We start from the raw sequence: 19,033 nt of genomic DNA on the forward strand, positions 1-19,033 counted from the left end.
CACCCGCGATCACATCCCCACCCGGCAACGGCACTGAGGCCCGGAGGCCCTGCCCCGGACCCGGCGCTCAACCGGCGCTGACAGAGCGTGATGTACGCGGCATCCACACCAGCAGCACCAGGACGGCGACCAGCAATATCCCGGCCCCCGCCTGGAAGGCCCCCGCATAGCCACGGGTCAGCGCCCCAGGATCCGCCGAACCCGCGGAGCGACTCGCCGCGACGGTCGACAGGATCGACAGCCCCAGCGCCCCGCCCAGCGTCCGCGACGTGTTGACCAGGCCCGAGACGAGACCCGCGTCGCGCGCCGCCGCCCCCGACGTCGCCAGCGAGGCGAGCGGCGTCATCGCGAACCCGGCGCCGGCCATCATCACGATCCCGGGCAGCATGATCGTCGTCACGTACGAGCCGTCCGCGGTCATCGTCGACTGCCAGGCGAACCCGGCGGCGGTCACGAGGACACCGGCCGTCGCCACGTTCCGCGCCCCGAACCGCGGCATCAGGCGCGGCGCGAACTTCGATCCCGCGACGACCGCGAGCGAGCTGGGGACGAGGGCGAGGCCGGCCTCGATCGGGGTGTAGCCGAGCACGTTCTGCGCGTACAGGGTCATGAAGAACCACATGGCGAACGAGCCCATGCCGCACACGAACATCGCGGCGTTCGCGGCGGCCACCGACCGCACCCTGAACAGGCCGAGCGGCATCAGGGGCAGTCGCGTCCGCGCTTCGACGACGAGGAACAGCACGATCAGCGCCAGGGCGACGGCCAACGGGACCAGGGTCGCCGGCGCGCCCCAGCCCTCCGCCTCCGTCTGCACGATGCCGTACGCGAGCAGCGCCGTGCCGGCCGTCACGAGCAGGGCGCCCGGCAGGTCGAGGCGGCGTTCGCCGTCGGCGCGGGACTCGTGGATCCAGCGGGCGGCGGCCGCGAGGACGACGGCGCCGAGCGGAACGTTGATGAGGAGCACCCAGCGCCAGTTCAGGCCCTCGGTGAGAACGCCGCCGACGAGTCCGCCGGCGGCGCCGCCGCCCGCGCCGACGGCGGTCCACGTGGCGATGGCGCGGGCCCGTGCGGCGCCCTCCGGAACGGCCGAGGTGAGGATCGTGAGGGTGGAGGGTGCGAGGACGGCGGCGCCGAGGCCCTGTACGGCGCGCGCCGCGAGGAGCTGCCAGTCGGACTGCGCGAGCCCGCCCGCGAGCGAGGCGAGCGTGAACAGGCCGAGCCCGACGAGGAACATCCGCTTGCGCCCGAACAGATCGCCCGCGCGCCCGCCGAGCAGCATGAATCCGGCGAACGCGATCGAGTACGCGTTCACGACCCACTGGAGGCCGGTGGCGCTCATCCCGAGGTCGGCGCGCATGGAGGGCAGCGCGACGTTCACGACGGAGACGTCGAGGACGACGAGGAACTGCCCGGCGCACGCGACGGCCACCACGAGCCAGGTGGGCGGGGTCGGGCGGGTGCGTATCGCGGTACGGGGATCGGCGTCGGACGCGGGAGGCGAATGCAGCATGAGTGTCATGGTCCCAGCCCGGCGGCACCCCGTACATCAGGATTTCGGTGCACGGGCCATAGGACGCGGGTCCTAGGACCCGGACTGCCGGGAAACCCCGTTGCCCGCCGGTCGCCGATCGCACAGACTCCCCGGATGACCTCCGCCACCCCCTTCGCCGCGAAACCCGTCCTGACCGGCGCCAGAGCCGTGCTGCGCCCGTTCACCGAGGACGACGCCGAGGTGATGGCCGTGATCATCGAGGACCCCGAGGTGGTCCGGTTCACGGGCGGCCCGGCCTCCTTCGGTGCGGAGCGGCTGCGCGCCTGGTACGGGTCGCGGTCCGACCAGGACGACCGGCTCGACCTCGCCGTGACGGACCGGGTCACCGGCGAGCTGGTCGGCGAGGTCGTCCTCAACGAGTGGGACCCGGACCACCGCCACGCCACCTTCCGCACCCTCATCGGCCCGCGCGGCCGCGGCCGCGGTGTGGGCACGGAGGCCGCGCGGCTGATCGTCGGCTACGGCTTCGAGACGGCCGGGCTGCACCGGATCGGCCTGGAGGCGTACGCGGACAATCACCGGGCCCGGCACGTCTACGAGAAGATCGGGTTCACCGTCGAGGGCGTGCGCCGGCAGGTCGAGCTGCACGACGGGGTCTGGCGGGACGAGGTGGTCATGGGCCTCCTCGCCGAGGAGTGGCGGGCCCGCTGACCGGGACGCGGCTCAGCGCTTGCGCAGCAGCGTCACCACCGCCGCCCCGCCGAGCCCGATGTTGTGGGCGAGCCCGGTGCGCGCGCCCTCGACCTGCCTGGCGCCCGCCTCGCCCCTCAACTGCCAGGTGAGTTCGGCTGCTTGGGCGATGCCGGTGGCGCCGAGGGGATGCCCCTTGGAGATCAGGCCGCCGGACGGGTTCACGACCCAGCGGCCGCCGTAGGTCGTCGCGCCGGACTCGACGAGTTGGCCCGACTCGCCCGCGCCGCACAGGCCGAGCGCCTCGTACGTGAGCAACTCGTTGACGGAGAAGCAGTCGTGGAGCTCGATGACGTCCACGTCCTCGATGCCGAGGCCCGACGCCTCGTAGACCTGGCGGGCCGCCTCCCGGGACATGGGCTGTCCGACGACGTCGATGCACGACCCCGACGCGAAGGACTCCTCGGTGTCGGTGGTCATCGACTGGGCGACGATCTCGACGGCCTTCTCCCCCAACCCCCGTTCCTCCACGAAGCGTTCGGAGACGACGACGGCCGCGGCGGCGCCGTCCGACGTCGGTGAGCACTGGAGTTTCGTCAGCGGGGCGTGGATGGCCTTCGCGGCGAGAATCTCGTCGACGGTGTACGCGTCCTGGAACTGGGCGTAGGGGTTGTTCACGGAGTGACGGTGGTTCTTGGCGCCGACCGCGGCGAGCTGCGCCTCGGTCGTGCCGTACTTCTCCATGTGCTCACGGGCCGCGTCGCCGAAGATCTGGGCGGTCGGCGGCGACATCTCGAAGCCGTGCCGGGCGGCCATGATGCCGTAGTGGCGGGCCACCGGGGACGTACTGAAGTCGCCGCCGTCCGCTCCCCCGCCCAGCGCGCCGCGCTTCATCTTCTCGAACCCGAGCGCCAGCACACAGTCGCTGATCCCGCCCTCGACGAACTGGCGGGCCATCATCAGCGCGGTGGATCCCGTGGCGCAGTTGTTGTTGACGTTGTAGACCGGGATGCCGGTCAACCCCAGTTCGTACACCGCCCGTTGACCGGCCGTCGACGCCTGGAAGCAGTAGCCGACGGGGACCTGTTGTACGTCCTCGTAGGCGATCCCCGAGTCGGCGAGCGCCGCGCCTCCCGCCTCCTTCGCCATGTCCCAGTACTGCCAGTCACGGCTCTCGGGCTTCTCGAACTTGGTCATGCCGACGCCGACTATGTACGACTTCATGGCTGCACAGCCCTCCTGCCAGTATCTGACGACTCGTCAGATACTGGCAGGGCGCGCCGGTTAACGGAAGGCCGCGAGCCCCGTCAGCGCCTGGCCGAGGGCGAGGGTGTGCATCTCGGTCGTGCCCTCGTAAGTGAGCACGGACTCAAGGTTGTTGGCGTGGCGGATCACCGGGTATTCGAGGGAGATGCCGTTCGCGCCGAGGATGGTGCGGGCGGTGCGGCAGATCTCGATGGCCTCGCGGACGTTGTTCAGCTTGCCGAAGCTGATCTGGGCCGGGTGCACGCCCGCGTCCGAGTCCTTCAGCGCCGACAGGTGCAGGGCCGTCAGCGTCGCCTTGTGGAGTTCGAGGGCCATGTCGACGAGCTTCTGCTGCGTGAGCTGGAACCCGGCGATCGGCTTGCCGAACTGCTCGCGCTGCAAGGCGTAGTCGCGCGCCGACTGCCACGCCGAGCGGGCCGCGCCGGTGACGCCCCACACGATCCCGTACCGGGCCTCGTTCAGGCAGGTGAGCGGGGCGCCGACGCCGCGCGCCTCGGGGAGCCGCGCGGAAGCGGGCAGCCGCACCCCGTCGAGGACCAGCTCGCTGGTCACCGACGCGCGCAGCGACATCTTGTGCTTGATGAGCGGCGCCGAGAAGCCGGGGCTGTCGGTGGGGACGACGAATCCCCGTACGCCGTCCTCGGTCTGCGCCCAGACGACGGCGACGGCCGCGACCGAACCGTTCGTGATCCACATCTTGCGGCCGTCGAGGATCCAGTCCCCGGAAGCGTCGCGGCGGGCCCGCGTCGTCATGGACGCCGGGTCGGAGCCGTGGTCGGGCTCGGTCAGGCCGAAGCAGCCGATGGCCGAGCCCTCCGCCATCCTCGGCAGCCACTCCTGCTTCTGCTCCTCGGAGCCGAAGCGGTGGATGGCGAACATGGCGAGCGATCCCTGGACGGAGACGAAGGAGCGCAGGCCGGAGTCGGTGGCCTCCAGTTCGCGGCAGGCGATCCCGTACGCGCGGGCCGACATCCCGGCGCAGCCGTAGCCCTCCAGGTGCATGCCGAGCAGGCCCATCTTGCCGAAGTCGCGGGCGAGTTCGGGCAGGGCGGGCAGTTCGCCGGATTCGAACCAGTCGGCGATGTGCGGCTCGACCTTGTCGTCGAGGTACTGGCGGACCGTGTCGCGCACGGCGCGCTCCTCGTCGGTGAGGAGGGCTTCCAGGTTGAGCGGGTCGGTCGGGTCGAGCGCGGGGAACGGCATGGTGTCCTCAAACTCCTTGCTGCGTACGGAGATGCGTACGGTCGTTGTGCTGGCCGAGGGTGGGGGGTGCGGTGCGTACGGCGGGGCGTACGCCGTTGAAGCTGACGGGGAAGGCGACCTGGCGCAGGCGTCCTGCCGTCGGGTGGTCGACCTCCTGGACGATGCCGAGCGCCTCGGTCTGCGGGCAGGTGTACACCTCGTCGAGGTGGCGGATGGCCGCGGCGGGCACCCCCGCCTCCTTGAACGTGTCGCACCATGCGCCGACCGTGCGCCGCGCCAGGACCCGCGTCAACTCCGCGTTGAGCGCTGCCCTGTTGACGACGCGGGCGGCGTTCGTGGCGAAGCGCTCGTCGTCGGCGAACGCGGGCAGGCCGACGGCCTCGCACAGTCTGCGGAACAGTGCGTCGTTGCCGACCGCGATGACGAAGTGGCCGTCGGCGGCCTCGTACGCCTGGTACGGGACGAGGCTGGGGTGTCCGGAGCCGAGGCGGGTCGGGCGCTCCCCCGTGGCGAAGTGCGCGGTGGCCCAGTTGGCGTGCAGGGCGAGCTGGGTCTCGTAGAGGGATGTGGTGACGTACTGGCCTCGGCCGGTGCGTGCGCGTTCGACGAGGGCCGAGGTGATGCCGATGAGACCGAAGAGGGCCGCGCCGAGGTCGCCCATCGCGAAGCCTGCCTTGACGGGCGGTCCGTCGGGTTCGCCGGTGAGGGACATGAGCCCGGCGGCGGCCTGGGCGACCATGTCGTAGCCGGGCTCGTCGCGCAGCGGGCCGCTCTCGCCGAAGGCGGAGATGTGCAGGACGACCAGGCGCGGGTGCCGCTCGGTCAGTTCGCGGTAGTCGAAGAGGCGGGCGAGGGTCGAGCCGGGGCGGAAGTTCTCCACGAGGACGTCGGCATCGGCGAGCATGCGCTCCACCTCGGCCCGGCCTTCCGCCGCTTTGAGGTCGAGGGTGACCGAGCGCTTGTTGCGGTTGGCGGCCAGGTAGTACGTGGCGTCGTCGCCCTGGAACGGCGGGCCCCAGCGGCGCGTCGGGTCGCCGCCCTCGGGGTGCTCGACCTTGGTCACGTCCGCGCCGAGGTCGGCGAGGGACATGGTGGCGTACGGGCCCGCGAGGATCTTGGACAGGTCGACGACCTTGATCCCGGCGAGCGGGGCGGCGGCACCCGGGGACTGTCGCGCGGTCGGCTCAGGCATGACGATCACTCTGCCCGCGCGATTAAGTGCTGTCCAAGACTGATTCCGGCGCTCAGTGAGCTGCTATGCCACATAATCGGGCGGTGTCGGCAGGACCCGCTCGGCGATCTCCAGGACGGCGGCGAGGGCGGCGCTGTCGTTCCCGGTCCGCCAGGCGAGCGCGATCGGCAGCACCGGGACACCCTCCCCGACCAGCGGCCGGAACACGACGTGCTCCAGGTGGATGGAGCGCGCGGAGCCGACCACGACGGCGACGCCGACGCCCGCGCCCACGAGCGCGAGGAGGTTGTACGAGTCCGGGGCCTCCTGCGCGATCCGGGGTGCGAACCCGGCGTCGTGGCAGCCCTGCACCATCGCCTCGCGGACCGCCGAGCCGCGGGCCACGGGGAAGGTGACGACGCGCTCGTCGGCGAGGTCGGCGAAGGTGACGCCGTCGCGGGCGGCGAGCCGGTGCCCTTCGGGCAGGGCGCACACCAGCGGCTCGGCGCGCACCACCCGGGCGGTGATCCCGCGCCGCACCGGGAGGGCGGCGACGCCGAGGTCGATGGTGCCGTCGGTGAGCCGGGCGAGCGCTTCGCCGGTGAAGATCTGACCCTCCAACACCAGCTCCACGCCCGGGAGTTCGGAGTTCACGGCGCGGGTGAGGGCGGGCAGCGCGGCGTAGGCGCTGGCGCCGCCGAAGCCGACGGTGACGCGGCCGGTCTCGCCGAGGTGCGCGGTGCGCACGGTGCGGCGCAGGGCGGCGGCGTCGGCGAGCAGCCGCCGCGCCGGCTCGATCAGCGCCTGCCCGGCCGGGGTGAGGCGGACGGAGCGGGTGGTGCGGTCGAAGAGCCGTACGCCCAGGTCCCGTTCGAGGAGCCTGATCTGCTGGCTGAGCGGGGACTGGGCGATGTGCAGGCGCTCGGCGGCCCGTCCGAAGTGCAGTTCCTCGGCGACGGCGACGAACCCGGTGAGGTGTTTCAGCTCCACGGGGCGACGATACGTGCACCCGGCACGTCGCCGTATGGGATGCTCCGCTCGGAGATCGCCATGGCGGTCGCGTGATGTCTACGTGAAGGAAACGTGGAGGGGGCTTTTCCGTGGGGGATCTGACCAAAGGGGCCAACACGTTCGTGCCGACGGTGCCGTTGCGCATCGCGATCCGCAGCTGGCTGCACGGAGCGGCGCTGCTCCTGACGGCCGACGGCAAGGTCCGGGGGGACCATGACGTCGTGTTCGACGGGGCGCCCGCGCACGTGTCGGGCGGCGTGCGGCTCGCCGGGGGCGCGGACGGCACGGTCTGGCTGGAGGCGACGCTGCCCGGCCTCGCGGCGGACGTCGAGCGGGTGCTCGTCGTCGGCTTCACGCGGGGCGGCACGGTGCGCGAGACGGGCGTGCCGTCGGTGGAGGCGTACGCGCAGGACGGCACGTCCGTCGCACGCTACGAGGTGGAGACCGCGGAGCTCGGCGCCGAAACGGCCCTGGTGCTCGGGGAGTTGTACCGGCGCGCCGGAGGCTGGAAGTTCCGGGCGGTGGGCCAGGGGTACGCCGACGGGCTCGACGGGCTGGTGGGGGATCACGGGGTGGGGGCGCTTCCTGCGGCCGGGGCTGCGGTGGCGCCTCCGGCTCCGGCGCCTGTCTCTGTGCCTGCGCCGACGCCTGTGCCGACGCCTGTGCCCGTGCCGGAGGCGGTGCCGTTCGCGCCGCCGGCAGCGGTGGCACCGGCACCGGCACCGGCACCGGCGGACGCGATACCGGCCCGGGCGTCTGCCCCACCGCCGCCCCAACAGGCGGACCACGCCTGGTCGTTCGGCCCGGCCTTCGAGCCGTACACGCTCACCGGCCGCGACAACGACGTGATCCAGGTGGACGGCCTGCCGCCGGGCCCGGTGGTCGTCGAGCTGTGCATCAAGGGCGACGGCTACACCGGCCTCTTCCCGCTGAACTGGCGCAACAAGGAGGGCGAGACCCTCGTCAACAGCACGGAGGAGGACTTCCAGGGCCGCCTGCTGACCGTGGTCCCGCAGCGCGGCCCGCTCCGGCTGCGCCTGCGCGCCGAAGGGCCCTGGCAGGTAAGGGTGTTGCCGCTCGCGGCGGCGCACCGGCTGACGGACGAGTGGCTGGAGTGGCGCGGCCCCGACGTGCTGCTGCACACCGCGGGCCCGGCCGACTTCCACATCCGCTACAAGGGCGACGACAACCTCATCGCCGAGCTCCTTGAGTTCGAGGGCCACGGCGACCCGGCGACCCTGCCGCGCGGCGAGACCCTCATCAACGAGATCGGCGCCCGCCGCGAGACCCACCCCCTGCCCGAGGGCCCGGCCGTCATCCGCCTCGAACGCGCGGACGGCCCCTGGCGGGCCAAACTCAAGGGCATGCAGCCCGGCTCGACCCCCGCAGCGGCTCCGGCTCCGATTCCGGGTCCGGCCCCGACGGTGGTGAGCGACATCCGCAAGGCGTCACGGTGGGGCCGCCGCGGCAGGGACTGACGGGTCCGGCCGTTGCCAGTGGCGTCTGCTGCAATCTCCGTATGACCGCAGCAGACGCCGCCCGCCGGCTTCCCGACATCCCGACCCTGCGCGCCCGGTGCCGTGCCATCGCGGCGGCGGAGGCGCTGATCAACCCGTCGGGCGAGTACGCGTACCACTCGTACTCCGCGGACTGGAGCCCGACCGAGGAGGTCTTCTCGGTGGACAACGGATCGGGGGACGACCTGTCCGTCGTCTTCGGTCCCGCGGGCGCCTACATACGCGTCTTCAGCCACGAATCGCCGATGAGCCCGTACGGCGACGAGGACCATCAGCCCTGGCCGGGCGTCCTCGACACGGTCCCCGCGGCCTTCCAGCGGTACGTGGACGAGCCCGCGTTCGTGGACGAAGGCGGCCTGCCGCGCGTCACCGGCTGCCTATGGCGCGCGGCCGACGACACCCGGTGGCACACCGGGGACATCACCTTCCCCGAGGACGAGGAGGACGCGGACGGCGCGGAGTGGCTCCTCGAACTGCTCCTGGAGGGCACCCCGGAGGCGTTTCGCGAGTGGGCCGAGGACTACTACGAGCAGCCGGTGGACCTGGACGCCGTGCGCCGCGTGTTCGAGACGGCCTGATCACCGGCCCCTAGGCCGCGTCCCTGGGCAGCCCCAGAATCCGTTCGGCGACCACGTTCAGCTGCACCTGTGTCGTGCCCCCGGCGATCGTCAGGCAGCGCGACAGCAGGAAGCCGTGGAGGGCGCGTTCGCCCGGGCCCTCGCGGAGGGCGCCCGCGGGGCCGAGGAGTTCGAGGGCCAGTTCGGCGATCTTCTGCTGGTGCGGGGTCTGGACGAGTTTGCGGACGGAGGCGCCCGCGCCGGGTTCCTCGCCCGCGACCTGGCGCATCGTCGTGCGCAGGCCGACGCAGGCGAGGGCGTGCGCTTCCGCCGCGAGCGCGCCGATCCGTGCCCGGTACGCGTCGTCGAGGTCCGCCGAGCGGGCGAGGAGCGCCTCCAGGCCCGTGTCGAAGGTCAACTGGTCGGCCATGTGCACGCGTTCGTTGCCGAGCGTGTGCCGGGCGACCCGCCAGCCGTCGTCGACCTCGCCGACCACCGCGTCGGCGGGCAGCAGGACGTCGTCGAAGTAGACCTCGTTGAAGAGGGAGTCGCCGGTGATCTCGCGCAGCGGGCGGATGTCGATGCCGTCGGTGTGCTTCATGTCGACGAGGAAGTAGGTGAGGCCCTTGTGCTTGGGCGCGTCCGGGTTGGTGCGGGCGAGCAGGATGCCGTGGTCGGCCCACTGCGCGGCGGACGTCCACACCTTCTGCCCGTTGATCCGCCACCGCCCGTCCGGCAGCCGTTCCGCACGCGTGCGCAGGGAGGCGAGGTCGGAGCCCGCGCCCGGCTCGGAGAAGAGCTGGCACCACAGGACGTCGCCGCGCAGGGTCGCGGGGAGGTGGCGTGCGCGCTGCGCCTCGGTGCCGTGGGTGAGGAGGGAGGGGGCGACCCACGTGGCGATGCCGAGGTCGCTGACCTTCACCCCCGCCGCTCTCAACTCCTCCTGGATCACCAGCTGTTGGACCGGTCCCGCGCCGAGGCCGTACGGCGGCGGCAGGTGCGGGGCCGCGTATCCGGTGGGCGCGAGGGCGCGGCGGGCGGCGGCGGGGTCGAGTCCGCGGGCGCCGTCGATCGCGTCCCGGGCGCTCTCCCGGTACGCGTCGGCCTCGGCGGGCAGGTCGAGGCGCAGCTCGCGGCGCGCCCCGCCTTCCGCGAACCGCAGGGCCCGCAGCCGGTGCGCGTCCCCGGCGCCGATCAGCTGCCGGGCGACGACGGCCCGGCGGAGATAGAGGTGGGCGTCGTGCTCCCAGGTGAAGCCGATGCCGCCGAGGATCTGCACACAGTCCTTGGCGCAGCCGTACGCGGCGTCGAGCGCGGCCCCCGCGGCGAGCCCGGCGACCAGACCGCGTACGTCGGCGCCGGCCCCGTCCGCCAGCGCCCGCGCCGCGTCCCACACGAGCGCGCAGGCCTGCTCGACCCGTACGAGCATGTCGGCGCAGAGGTGCTTGACGCCCTGGAACTGTCCGATGGGCCGCCCGAACTGCTCGCGCACCTTGGCGTGTTCGGCCGCCGTGCCCAGCGCCCAGGCGGCGCCCCCGCACGCGTCGGCGGCGAGCAGCACGGCCGCGACGTCCCGTACGAGACCGGCGTCGACGGGGAGGATCCGGTCGGCCGGGACGACGGCGCCCGCCGCGACGACCTCGGCGGTGGGCCGCGTCGGGTCGGCGCTCTCGTGCGCCCGCACGGTGAGCCCGGCCGTGCCCGCGTCGACGGCGGCCCATACGACGCCGCCCTCGCCCCGCGCCGCGAGGACGAGGAGATCGGCGTCGGCCCCGGTGAGGACCGGCGGCGCCGTCCCGTCGAGCACGAGCCCGCCCGGCCCGGCGACGGCGCTGAGCCCGCCCGGCCCGAACGCGACGGCCCCGACCCGCGAGCCTTCGGCAAGACTCCGCGCCAGTTCCGGCCGCTCGGCCCGGCGCAGCACCTCGGCCGCGAGCACACTCGCCAGGAACGGCCCGGGCAGCGCCGCCCGCCCCGCCTCCTCGACGACCACGGCGAGATCGAGCAGGGTCCCGCCGCCGCCCCCGTACGACTCGGGAAGGTGCACCCCGAGCAGGCCCTGCGCGGCGGCGCCGTCCCAGTAGAGGGGGCGGTGGCCGGGCGCCGGCGGGGCGTCGAGCAGTTTGCGTATCTCTTCGGGCGGGACGGCGCGAGCGATCCAGCCGCGCACGGATCCCGCGAGTTCCCGCTGTTCCTGCGTGATGGCGATGCCCATGGCGCGCACGGTAGAACACGTTCCAGTAGACCGGAAGACCGAATCTGACGCCATATCAGAAAAGGCGGATCGACGGCGGATCCACGGCAGATCCACGGCGGACCGATGAGGCGCAGATCACCTCGAACGGCGCCCCATGTAATGAAAAGGTCAAGACTTCCGCTGGTACGACGATCGTCGGAATAGTCGCCCGAGGAAACAAGTTCGGCTTACACGCAACCTGCCCGCACCCCGCACAGCGCCGTGCATGCGACCGACCCCCGAAACAGCCTTCCGGAGGCCCCCCTTCATGTCCCAGCCGACGGCCCCAACCCGCCGAACAGGCGGCGTCGTCCCCATCCTCGCCTTCGCCGGCATCGTCGTCGCGGTCATGCAGACCCTGCTCGTCCCGGTGATCAAGGACCTGCCGGAGCTGCTGAGCACCGCGCCCTCCAACGCCACCTGGGTCATGACCTCGACCCTCCTCGCCGGCGCCGTCGCCACCCCGATCATGGGCCGCCTCGGCGACCTCGCGGGCAAGCGTCGGATGCTGCTCACCAGCCTCGCGATCATGGTCGTCGGCTCGCTGGTCTGCGGGTTCACCGACAACCTCCTCGTGATGATCGTCGGCCGCGCCCTCCAGGGCTTCGCCATGGGCGCCATCCCGCTGGGCATCGGCCTGATGCGCGACATGCTGCCGCGCGAGAAGCTCGGCTCGGCCATGGCCCTGATGTCCTCGTCCATCGGCGTCGGCGGCGGTCTCGCCCTGCCGCTGGCCGCACTCGTCGCCCAGCACGCCGACTGGCACGCGCTGTTCTTCGGCGCCGCCGGCCTCGGTGTCGTCTCGATCGTGCTCACCCTCGTCTTCGTCCCGGAGAGCCCGCTGCGCGCGCAGGGCACCTTCGACGTCGCCGGGGCCATCGGCCTCTCCCTCGGCCTGGTCCTCTTCCTCCTCCCCATCACCAAGGGCAGCGACTGGGGCTGGAGCAGCGGCACCACGCTCGGCCTGTTCGCCGCAGCGCTCGTCGTACTGCTCGCCTGGGGCGCGATGGAGCTGCGCCTGAAGGCCCCGCTCGTCGACCTGCGCACCACCGCCCGCCGCGAGGTCCTGCTCACGAACCTCGCCTCGATCATGGTCGGTGTCGCCTTCTACGCGATCTCCCTGGTCCTGCCCCAGCTCCTCCAGCTCCCGTCCGCCACCGGCTACGGCCTCGGCCAGTCGATGGTCGTCGCCGGTCTGTGCGTGGCGCCGCTGGGCCTGACGATGATGTTCACCGCCCCGGTCTACGCCCGCCTGTCGGCGAAGTTCGGCCCGAAGTTCACGCTGATCCTCGGCATGCTGATCATCGCGATCGGCTACGGCGCGGGCATCGGCCTGATGAGCGCCGCCTGGCAGACGATCATCATCGCCGTCGTCGTCGGCGCGGGCATCGGCCTCGCCTACTCCTCGCTCCCCGCCCTGATCATCGGTGCGGTCGACCCGTCCGAGACGGGCGCGGCCAACGGCCTCAACACCCTGATGCGCTCCATCGGCACGTCGGTGTCGTCGGCCGTCATCGGCATGGTCCTGGCCAACACGGCGAACCACGTGGGCGGCGTCGCGATCCCCACGATGCACGGCTTCCGTGTCTCGTTCCTGATCGCCACCGCGGCCGTCGCGGTCGGCGTGGTGCTCGCCCTGTTCCTGCCGAAGCGCAAGGTCGCCGTCGTGCAGCTGCGGGCCAGCAGCGAGGAGGACGCCAACATCGCGAACGCCGAAGAGGTCCTCGCCCACTTCCGCGGCCAGGTCGTCGACCCGGCGGGCATGCCCGTCGCCCGCGCCAAGGTGACCCTCATCGACCGCCGCGGCCGCCAGGCAGGCGCGGCCCTGACCGACCCCGAGGGCCACTACGCCCTCGACGTCCCGGACGCCGGTTCCTACGTCCTCGCGGTGACGGCCGCCGGCCACGCGCCGCGCGCCTCGGCCGCCACGCACCACGGCGAGAACCGCCCGGTGCAGGTGGACCTCGCACTTGAGGCGGTCGCCGAGCACGTCGGGTAACCCCCGACGCACGGCGCCCGGGCAGGGCGCAGCGGGGCCGGAACTGCCGGGGTACGGAAACCGGCACCGGCCCCGTTCTGCCGTCCGGGCCCCGGCCCCTGCCGCTTCCGGCCGGCGGACGATGCCGGAGGAAGAAGGGGGCGGGCGAGCGATGGCAACGCGGGCGAGATCGAGAGCGACGGCGCACAGGGGCAGCGCTCCGGGTCGTACGGCTCTGGACACGTCGCCGAGCTGGGTGCGGTGCACGGGCGTGGTGCTGGTGCTCCTCCCTGATCGCGGCAGTGCTTTCCCATCTCGCGGCTGCGGGATCGGCCTCCCGGCGGTGTGGCTCGGCATCCCCTGGCCGATGGTGCCCCTCGCCGGCGTCCCCGCGACGGCCGTCGTCGCGCTGCGGGCACGTCCCCGGCTCCCGCTGCCTCGTCCCCGTACGGCAGCATGAGCGCCATGACCACCACAAGCCACAAGCCCGCGCCGGAGATCCTCGCCGCCTTCGAGAACGCCAAGGGGTTCATGCCGCTCGGCGAAGGGCTCGCGCTGTACGCCGCCGCCGTCGAGGCGACGGCGCTCGGGCTGCCGCTCCTGGAGGTCGGCACGTACTGCGGGCGCTCCACGATCCTGCTCGCCGACGCCGCCCGCGCGGCAGGCCTGACGGCCCTGACCGTCGACCACCACCGCGGCAGCGAGGAGCAGCAGCCCGGCTGGGACTTCCACGACCCGGAGACCGTCGACCCGGTGGTCGGCGCGATGGACACGCTCCCGACCTTCCGGCGGACCCTGCACGCGGCGGGCCTGGAGGACCACGTGGTCGCGCTCGTCGGCAGGTCACCGCAGGTCGCGAAGGTGTGGGGCGGCAAGCTCGGCTTCGTCTTCATCGACGGCGGCCACACCGACGAGCATGCCACCGCCGACTACGAGGGCTGGGCCCCGCACGTCGCCGACGGTGGACTCCTCCTCATCCACGACGTGTTCCCCGTCAAGCACGACGAGTGGACCGGACAGGCCCCGTACCGCGTGTACCAGCGGGCCCTCGCGTCCGGCGCGTTCACCGAGGTCTCGGCACACGACTCGCTGCGCGTCCTGCGGCGAACGGGAGCGGGGATCTGAGCCCCCGGTTAGGGTCGGGGACGTGTCGTACGTAGGACCTGACCCAGATGACGCCGACGGCTTCGATGACTACTACCGCGGCGGCGACCCCGGGGGCCGCCGCCGGTTCGGTGGCCGGCCCGTGCTGGTCACGTTCGCCGCGCTCGTGCCCACGGCGCTGGCGGCCTGGCTGCTGTGGCAGGTGGTGAGCGGCCCCGGCGAGAGCACACCGCCGAAGGTGCTCCCGGCGCCCGGCCAGTCGTCCACGTCGGCGGCCGGGGCCAGCGACGACGCGAAGAAACCGTCGCCGTGGCCCTCCAAGTCGTCCGCGTCGCCGTCCCCTTCGAAGACGGCCACCCGCAAGCCCTCCCCGTCCTCGAAGCCCGCGGGCGGCGGCTCCGGTCCCCTCAAGGGCAAGGTCGTCGTGATCGACCCGGGTCACAATCCGGGGAACTTTCGGCACACGGCCGATATCAATCGCACCGTGAACGTCGGCAACGGCAGCAAGGCGTGCGACACCACTGGTACGTCCACCAACGCCGGTTACACAGAAGCCCAGTTCACGCTGGACGTGGCGCGCCGCATGAAGACCGTCCTCGAACAGCAGGGCGCCACCGTGCGGTTGACGCAGAACGGCGACCGGGCCTGGGGCCCCTGCGTCGACGAGCGCGCCCGGATCGGCAACGCCGCGAAGGCCGACGCCGTCGTCTCCGTCCACGCCGACGGCTCCGCGTCCGGCAACCGCGGCTTCCATGTGATCCTTCCCGCATCCGTGCACGCGGGCGCCGCGGACACCCGCCCGATCGTCGCCTCCTCGCGCGACCTCGGCGAGCGCGTCGCGGGCAAGTTCCTGCAGGTCACGGGCGAACCCCCGTCGAACTACGTGGGCGGCGGCACAGCCCTCGACACCCGCTCCGACCTGGGCGGCCTCAACCTGTCGACGGTCCCCAAGGTGTTCATCGAATGTGGCAACATGCGGGACTCGCAGGACGCGGGCCGGCTGACCTCCGGCTCCTGGCGGCAGAAGGCGGCGCAGGGCATCTCTGAGGGAATCGTGAGTTTCCTGCGCGGGTAGCCGTCACCGTATGGATCTCGGCAGACACCTGTCGTAGGGGGGCGATAGTGTCGTCCCTACGATGAGGGGCCACCCCCGCGCTTGGCGCCGCCTCCACCGATGACGAGACGACTGACGAAGGACCTGAAGTGAATATCCGCTCCCTCACTCGAGGCGACGGCGTGGTGATCGGAGCAGCGGTGTTGCTGTTCATCGCCTCGTTCCTCGATATCTACTCCGCCGACGACGCCCCGGACAGCGTCGAGTTCCCGAACGGCTGGGAAAGCGGCCCGTTCCTGATGAGCGTCGTCCTGTCGGGGATCATCGGAGCCGTGCTCATCGTGGTGGCCCGCGGACTGCCGCAGCCGCGCAAGGTCGCCGGCCTCGACCTCGGCCAGTTCGGCGTGGCGGCAACGGTGTTCGCCGCCTGGGGCGCGCTGGCCAACATCTTCGACCCGACCAGCGGCGTCGACAACCTGGGCTCCGGCGGCAGCGGTATCGACGCAGGCATCGGCCTCATCCTCGCCCTCATCGCCACCCTGGTCATGGCCGCCGCCGCCATCGCCACCCCCCTGGTCCCCGCTCTCAAGGGCGCCCTCGTCGGCGCCCCGCGTCCGCAGCAGCCGCAGCCCTACGGCGGTCAGCCGCAGGGTGGTTACGGGTACCCGGGCGCCCAGCAGCCGGGTCAGCCCTACGGCGCGCAGCCGGGGCAGCCGGGTCCGGGACAGCACGGTCAGCCCGCGCAGCACGGTCAGCCCGGTCCGGGGCAGCCGTACGGCGCTCAGCCGCAGCAGGCCGCCGCGCCCGCGCCGCAGCCGTCGCAGGGCGGTCAGCCGGCCGCCGACTTCTCGCCGTTCTGGTTCGCGGTGCCGGTGCCGCGCCCGCTGTACGCGGAGGACGGCAACCCGACGCCGATCGCCGAACTGGCGCCGGGTACCTGGTACTTGGCCGTCGAGCAGCGCGGCCCCGGCCTCGTCGCCCAGACGCAGGACGGCCGTCGTGGTGTGCTCCAGGACACCACGGGGATCCAGCGCGGCTGACGTACCCCACAGCCAGTAAAGGCCCCTCGCCCACCTTCCGGGCGAGGGGCCTTTCGCGTACAGTCACCCACCGAAACTGACGGACCATCAGGTGACTTCGGGCAGGGGTGGCGCTCATGCGGCTCGGCATCGCACTCGGCTACTGGGGGCGCGGGCCGGACCCCGATCACCTCCAACTCGTCAAGCACGCGGAGGAGTTGGGTTACGACTCCGTGTGGACCGCCGAGTCTTGGGGGTCCGACGTCTTCACCCCCCTCACCTGGTTCGCGGCGCACACGAGCCGGATCCGGCTCGGCACCGCCATCGCGCAGATGGCGGCCCGCTCCCCCACCACGACCGCGATGCACGCACTCACCCTCGACCATCTGTCCGGCGGGCGCATGATGCTGGGCCTCGGCCTGTCCGGGCCGCAGGTCGTGGAGGGGTGGTACGGACGGCCGTTCCCGAAGTCGCCGCTCACCGCCACCCGCGAGTACGTGGATGTCGTACGCCAAGTCCTCAGGCGGGAAGGGCCCGTCGAGGTCGACGGCCGGTTCCACCCCCTCCCCTACCGCGGCGACGACGGGACCGGGCTCGGCAAGGCGCTCAAGCCGATCACGCACCCGCTCCGCGCCGACCTGCCGATCCTGCTCGGGGCGGAGGGGCCGAAGAACATCGCGCAGACGACGCGGATCGCGGACGGCTGGCTGCCGCTGTACTGGTCGCCGACGCGCACCGACGTGTACGAAGCGTCGCTCACCGACCTGCCCGCCGGCTTCCTCGTCGCCCCCATGGCCCGCGCGAAGGTCTGCGACGACGTCGCCGAAGGGCTGCTGCCCGTCAAGGCGATGCTCGGCTTCTACATCGGCGGCATGGGGCACGCCACCCGCAACTTCCACGCCGATCTGATGGCAAGGATGGGATACGCGGAGGAGGCCCGGCGGATCCAGGAGCTGTTCGCCGAGGGGCGGCGCGAGGAGGCGGTGCTCGCCGTGCCGGACGCGTTCGCCGACGAGATCTCCCTGGTGGGGCCGAGGGAACGGATCGCCGAGCGTCTGGAGCTGTGGCGCAAGGGGCCCGTGACGGACCTGCTGGTGCTCTCCCCCGACCCGCACACCCTGCGTGTGCTCGCCGAGCTCAACTCCTGAGCTCCGCGCTCCGTCCGGGCGTTGTCAGTGGGCGCTCGTACGCTGTTTCCCCGACGGCCGAAGACCGGCCGCGCCGAGGGAGGGGTGGGGCCATGGGTGGCAATGCGTGGGCGACGACGGGGGCCTATCAGGCGGACCTGGCAGCGGCCTTCCGCGCCGAGCAGGAGCGGGAACTGGCCGCGGACGACCACGGGTTCGCAGGCCGCACGATCGAGGAGCTGTGGGACGACCCGGAGTGGCACGAGTACATCTTCACCGGGGGCACGGCCACCGTCCTGGACCTCGTGTGCCTGGTCGAGGCGACGGACCGCGACCCCGGCCCCGTGATGAGACCGCTGACCGACGCGGAGATACGGGCCTGGTGCCCCGGTGGCCGCCCGACCCACGCCGAGTGGGAGGCCGCCCTCGACACCGACGTCCTCGACTATCCGGCGCGCGGTTGCGGGAACTGCACGGTGCTCCACGACGAGGAGGGGCGGCCCACGAGGATCGCGTACTGGGGTGTCACGGCCGACTGAGCACCCGGCGGGGTTACGAGCCGGAGGTCAGCTGGGAAGCCGACGGCACCTTGTTCGTCACCTCGGCGCCCGCGCTCTTCCCGGCGTCCTTGACGCTGTTGATGATGTCGTCGAACGAGCCGGCCACCCCGTCGACGCCGTCGCCCTTGCGGAGCTTGCTCGGCAGGTCCTTGAGGGACTCGATGCCGGCGGCGAGCGGCGCGACCGCCTTGGAGAGGGTCGGGTCGCCCTCGGCGTTCTTCACGGCGGCCTTGAGCCTGTTGTACGTGAAGGCGCCCGCGACGCCGGCCTTGATCAGTGCGAACTTGCGTCCGTCGGCGCCCTTCTTGAAGGTGCCCGCACGCCAGGGCTTCACGATCCACTGGTAGGTGGCGCCGGCCGCGAGGCCCGCGTTCGCCACGAAGCGGGTCTTGGCGAACTTCTGCCGCTCCGCCGAGCTGCTGCTCGACGGGGACGACACGGCGTCCTCGTCGCCGCCGCCGCACGCGGTGGTGCCGGCCAGCAGGGCGCCGCACATCAGCACGGCCACGACGAGGCGGCGTACGGGCAGGGGGAAGGTGGGCACCACGGGGACCTCCGGGGCAGGTGGGGCGAGTGCGCTGCTGGCAGCCTCACCCGGGCCCCGCGGCTGCGCCACTCGGGCGAGCCCGAACGTGTCCCGCCCTTGTCCCACGGCGTTTCCCGGCCGGAATCCGGGACACCCGGACCGTATGTCTGCGAATCGGCATTACCGAGGCACCAACGAAGCGGGCCGGGTCGTCATGGTCGTCGCCGACGTCCTCGCCCTGATCCTCGGACTGTGGATCCTGATGTATCTGCTGGACGCGAACCGGGGCAACGACCTGGTGCAGTTCATCCACAACGCGGCGAACTGGCTGGCGGGCTGGTCGCACGACCTGTTCACGTTCGACGAGGCCTGGGCGCGGGTAGTTGCCGGGTACGGCCTGGCGGCAGTGGTGTACCTGTTCGTCGGCCACGCCGTCGCGAACCGGCTCAGGCGGTACTGACGTCACCGACGGTCCAGGGTTCGGCGACTCGTCTCTCCCGCAACTGAGCAGTCCTGCGT

17 protein-coding genes are annotated in these 19,033 nt (G+C 72.4%); 10 read left to right on the top strand and 7 right to left on the bottom strand.

Translation table 11 applies throughout. The annotated features are described in order from the left end of the window. Window positions 1-67 precede the first annotated feature (67 nt). A complete protein-coding gene (locus tag AB0L37_RS19045; protein WP_365506294.1) occupies window positions 68-1,513 on the bottom strand; it encodes an MFS transporter in 1,446 nt (481 codons plus the stop codon). A 135-nt stretch (window positions 1,514-1,648) separates the two neighbouring features. Between AB0L37_RS19045 and AB0L37_RS19050 the strand changes: the two genes are divergently transcribed. Then, window positions 1,649-2,206 carry a GNAT family protein gene (locus AB0L37_RS19050; protein WP_365506296.1) on the top strand — a complete coding sequence of 186 codons (558 nt, stop codon included), beginning with the start codon at window positions 1,649-1,651 and terminating at the stop codon, window positions 2,204-2,206. Window positions 2,207-2,218: 12 nt separating this feature from the next. On the opposite strand, the gene AB0L37_RS19055 is transcribed toward AB0L37_RS19050, so the two are convergent. From AB0L37_RS19055 to AB0L37_RS19070, 4 genes are all read right to left on the bottom strand, one after another. Next, window positions 2,219-3,409, bottom strand: a complete 1,191-nt coding sequence (locus tag AB0L37_RS19055) for a lipid-transfer protein (protein WP_365506298.1) — start codon at window positions 3,407-3,409, stop codon at window positions 2,219-2,221. Between the two features lie 60 nt (window positions 3,410-3,469). Next, window positions 3,470-4,654 (bottom strand): acyl-CoA dehydrogenase family protein, encoded by a 1,185-nt coding sequence (locus AB0L37_RS19060; RefSeq protein WP_365506301.1) that lies wholly within the window; start codon window positions 4,652-4,654, stop codon window positions 3,470-3,472. A gap of 7 nt (window positions 4,655-4,661) precedes the next feature. Beyond that, the gene (locus tag AB0L37_RS19065; RefSeq protein ID WP_365506304.1) at window positions 4,662-5,846 is read right to left on the bottom strand and encodes a CoA transferase; all 1,185 of its coding nucleotides are present in this window, start codon (window positions 5,844-5,846) and stop codon (window positions 4,662-4,664) included. A gap of 63 nt (window positions 5,847-5,909) precedes the next feature. Further along, complete coding sequence (locus AB0L37_RS19070; protein WP_365506307.1) at window positions 5,910-6,815, bottom strand: LysR family transcriptional regulator; 906 nt, start codon at window positions 6,813-6,815, stop codon at window positions 5,910-5,912. Between the two features lie 110 nt (window positions 6,816-6,925). Between AB0L37_RS19070 and AB0L37_RS19075 the strand changes: the two genes are divergently transcribed. After that, on the top strand, window positions 6,926-8,314 hold the full coding sequence (locus AB0L37_RS19075; protein WP_365506310.1) for a TerD family protein: 1,389 nt from the start codon (window positions 6,926-6,928) through the stop codon (window positions 8,312-8,314). A gap of 41 nt (window positions 8,315-8,355) precedes the next feature. Next, window positions 8,356-8,931, top strand: coding sequence for a hypothetical protein (locus AB0L37_RS19080; RefSeq protein ID WP_365506312.1), 576 nt, complete (start codon window positions 8,356-8,358; stop codon window positions 8,929-8,931). Between the two features lie 10 nt (window positions 8,932-8,941). On the opposite strand, the gene AB0L37_RS19085 is transcribed toward AB0L37_RS19080, so the two are convergent. Beyond that, a complete protein-coding gene (locus AB0L37_RS19085) occupies window positions 8,942-11,125 on the bottom strand; it encodes an acyl-CoA dehydrogenase (protein WP_365506315.1) in 2,184 nt (727 codons plus the stop codon). A 289-nt stretch (window positions 11,126-11,414) separates the two neighbouring features. Between AB0L37_RS19085 and AB0L37_RS19090 the strand changes: the two genes are divergently transcribed. The 6 genes from AB0L37_RS19090 to AB0L37_RS19115 all read left to right on the top strand — a co-directional run bounded on the left by AB0L37_RS19090 (window position 11,415) and on the right by AB0L37_RS19115 (window position 17,967). Next, window positions 11,415-13,145 (top strand): MFS transporter, encoded by a 1,731-nt coding sequence (locus tag AB0L37_RS19090; protein WP_365506318.1) that lies wholly within the window; start codon window positions 11,415-11,417, stop codon window positions 13,143-13,145. A gap of 435 nt (window positions 13,146-13,580) precedes the next feature. Continuing rightward, window positions 13,581-14,249, top strand: a complete 669-nt coding sequence (locus tag AB0L37_RS19095; RefSeq protein WP_365506320.1) for a class I SAM-dependent methyltransferase — start codon at window positions 13,581-13,583, stop codon at window positions 14,247-14,249. A 121-nt stretch (window positions 14,250-14,370) separates the two neighbouring features. Further along, the gene (locus AB0L37_RS19100) at window positions 14,371-15,303 is read left to right on the top strand and encodes an N-acetylmuramoyl-L-alanine amidase (protein WP_365506808.1); all 933 of its coding nucleotides are present in this window, start codon (window positions 14,371-14,373) and stop codon (window positions 15,301-15,303) included. 128 nt (window positions 15,304-15,431) lie between these two features. Then, window positions 15,432-16,322 (top strand): DUF5336 domain-containing protein, encoded by an 891-nt coding sequence (locus AB0L37_RS19105; RefSeq protein ID WP_365506323.1) that lies wholly within the window; start codon window positions 15,432-15,434, stop codon window positions 16,320-16,322. A 116-nt stretch (window positions 16,323-16,438) separates the two neighbouring features. Next, window positions 16,439-17,449: an LLM class F420-dependent oxidoreductase gene (locus tag AB0L37_RS19110; protein WP_365506326.1), complete on the top strand. Its 1,011-nt coding sequence runs from the start codon at window positions 16,439-16,441 to the stop codon at window positions 17,447-17,449. Between the two features lie 92 nt (window positions 17,450-17,541). Beyond that, window positions 17,542-17,967 carry a hypothetical protein gene (locus tag AB0L37_RS19115; protein ID WP_365506329.1) on the top strand — a complete coding sequence of 142 codons (426 nt, stop codon included), beginning with the start codon at window positions 17,542-17,544 and terminating at the stop codon, window positions 17,965-17,967. Between the two features lie 13 nt (window positions 17,968-17,980). On the opposite strand, the gene AB0L37_RS19120 is transcribed toward AB0L37_RS19115, so the two are convergent. Then, entirely contained in the window at window positions 17,981-18,532 is a 552-nt protein-coding gene (locus AB0L37_RS19120; RefSeq protein WP_365506332.1) for a hypothetical protein, read from the bottom strand. A 145-nt stretch (window positions 18,533-18,677) separates the two neighbouring features. Between AB0L37_RS19120 and AB0L37_RS19125 the strand changes: the two genes are divergently transcribed. Then, window positions 18,678-18,974, top strand: coding sequence for a hypothetical protein (locus AB0L37_RS19125; RefSeq protein WP_365506334.1), 297 nt, complete (start codon window positions 18,678-18,680; stop codon window positions 18,972-18,974). Window positions 18,975-19,033 lie beyond the last annotated feature (59 nt).

This window comes from Streptomyces sp. NPDC052225 (assembly GCF_040679615.1).
In the GTDB taxonomy this organism is placed as follows: Bacteria; Actinomycetota; Actinomycetes; order Streptomycetales; family Streptomycetaceae; genus Streptomyces.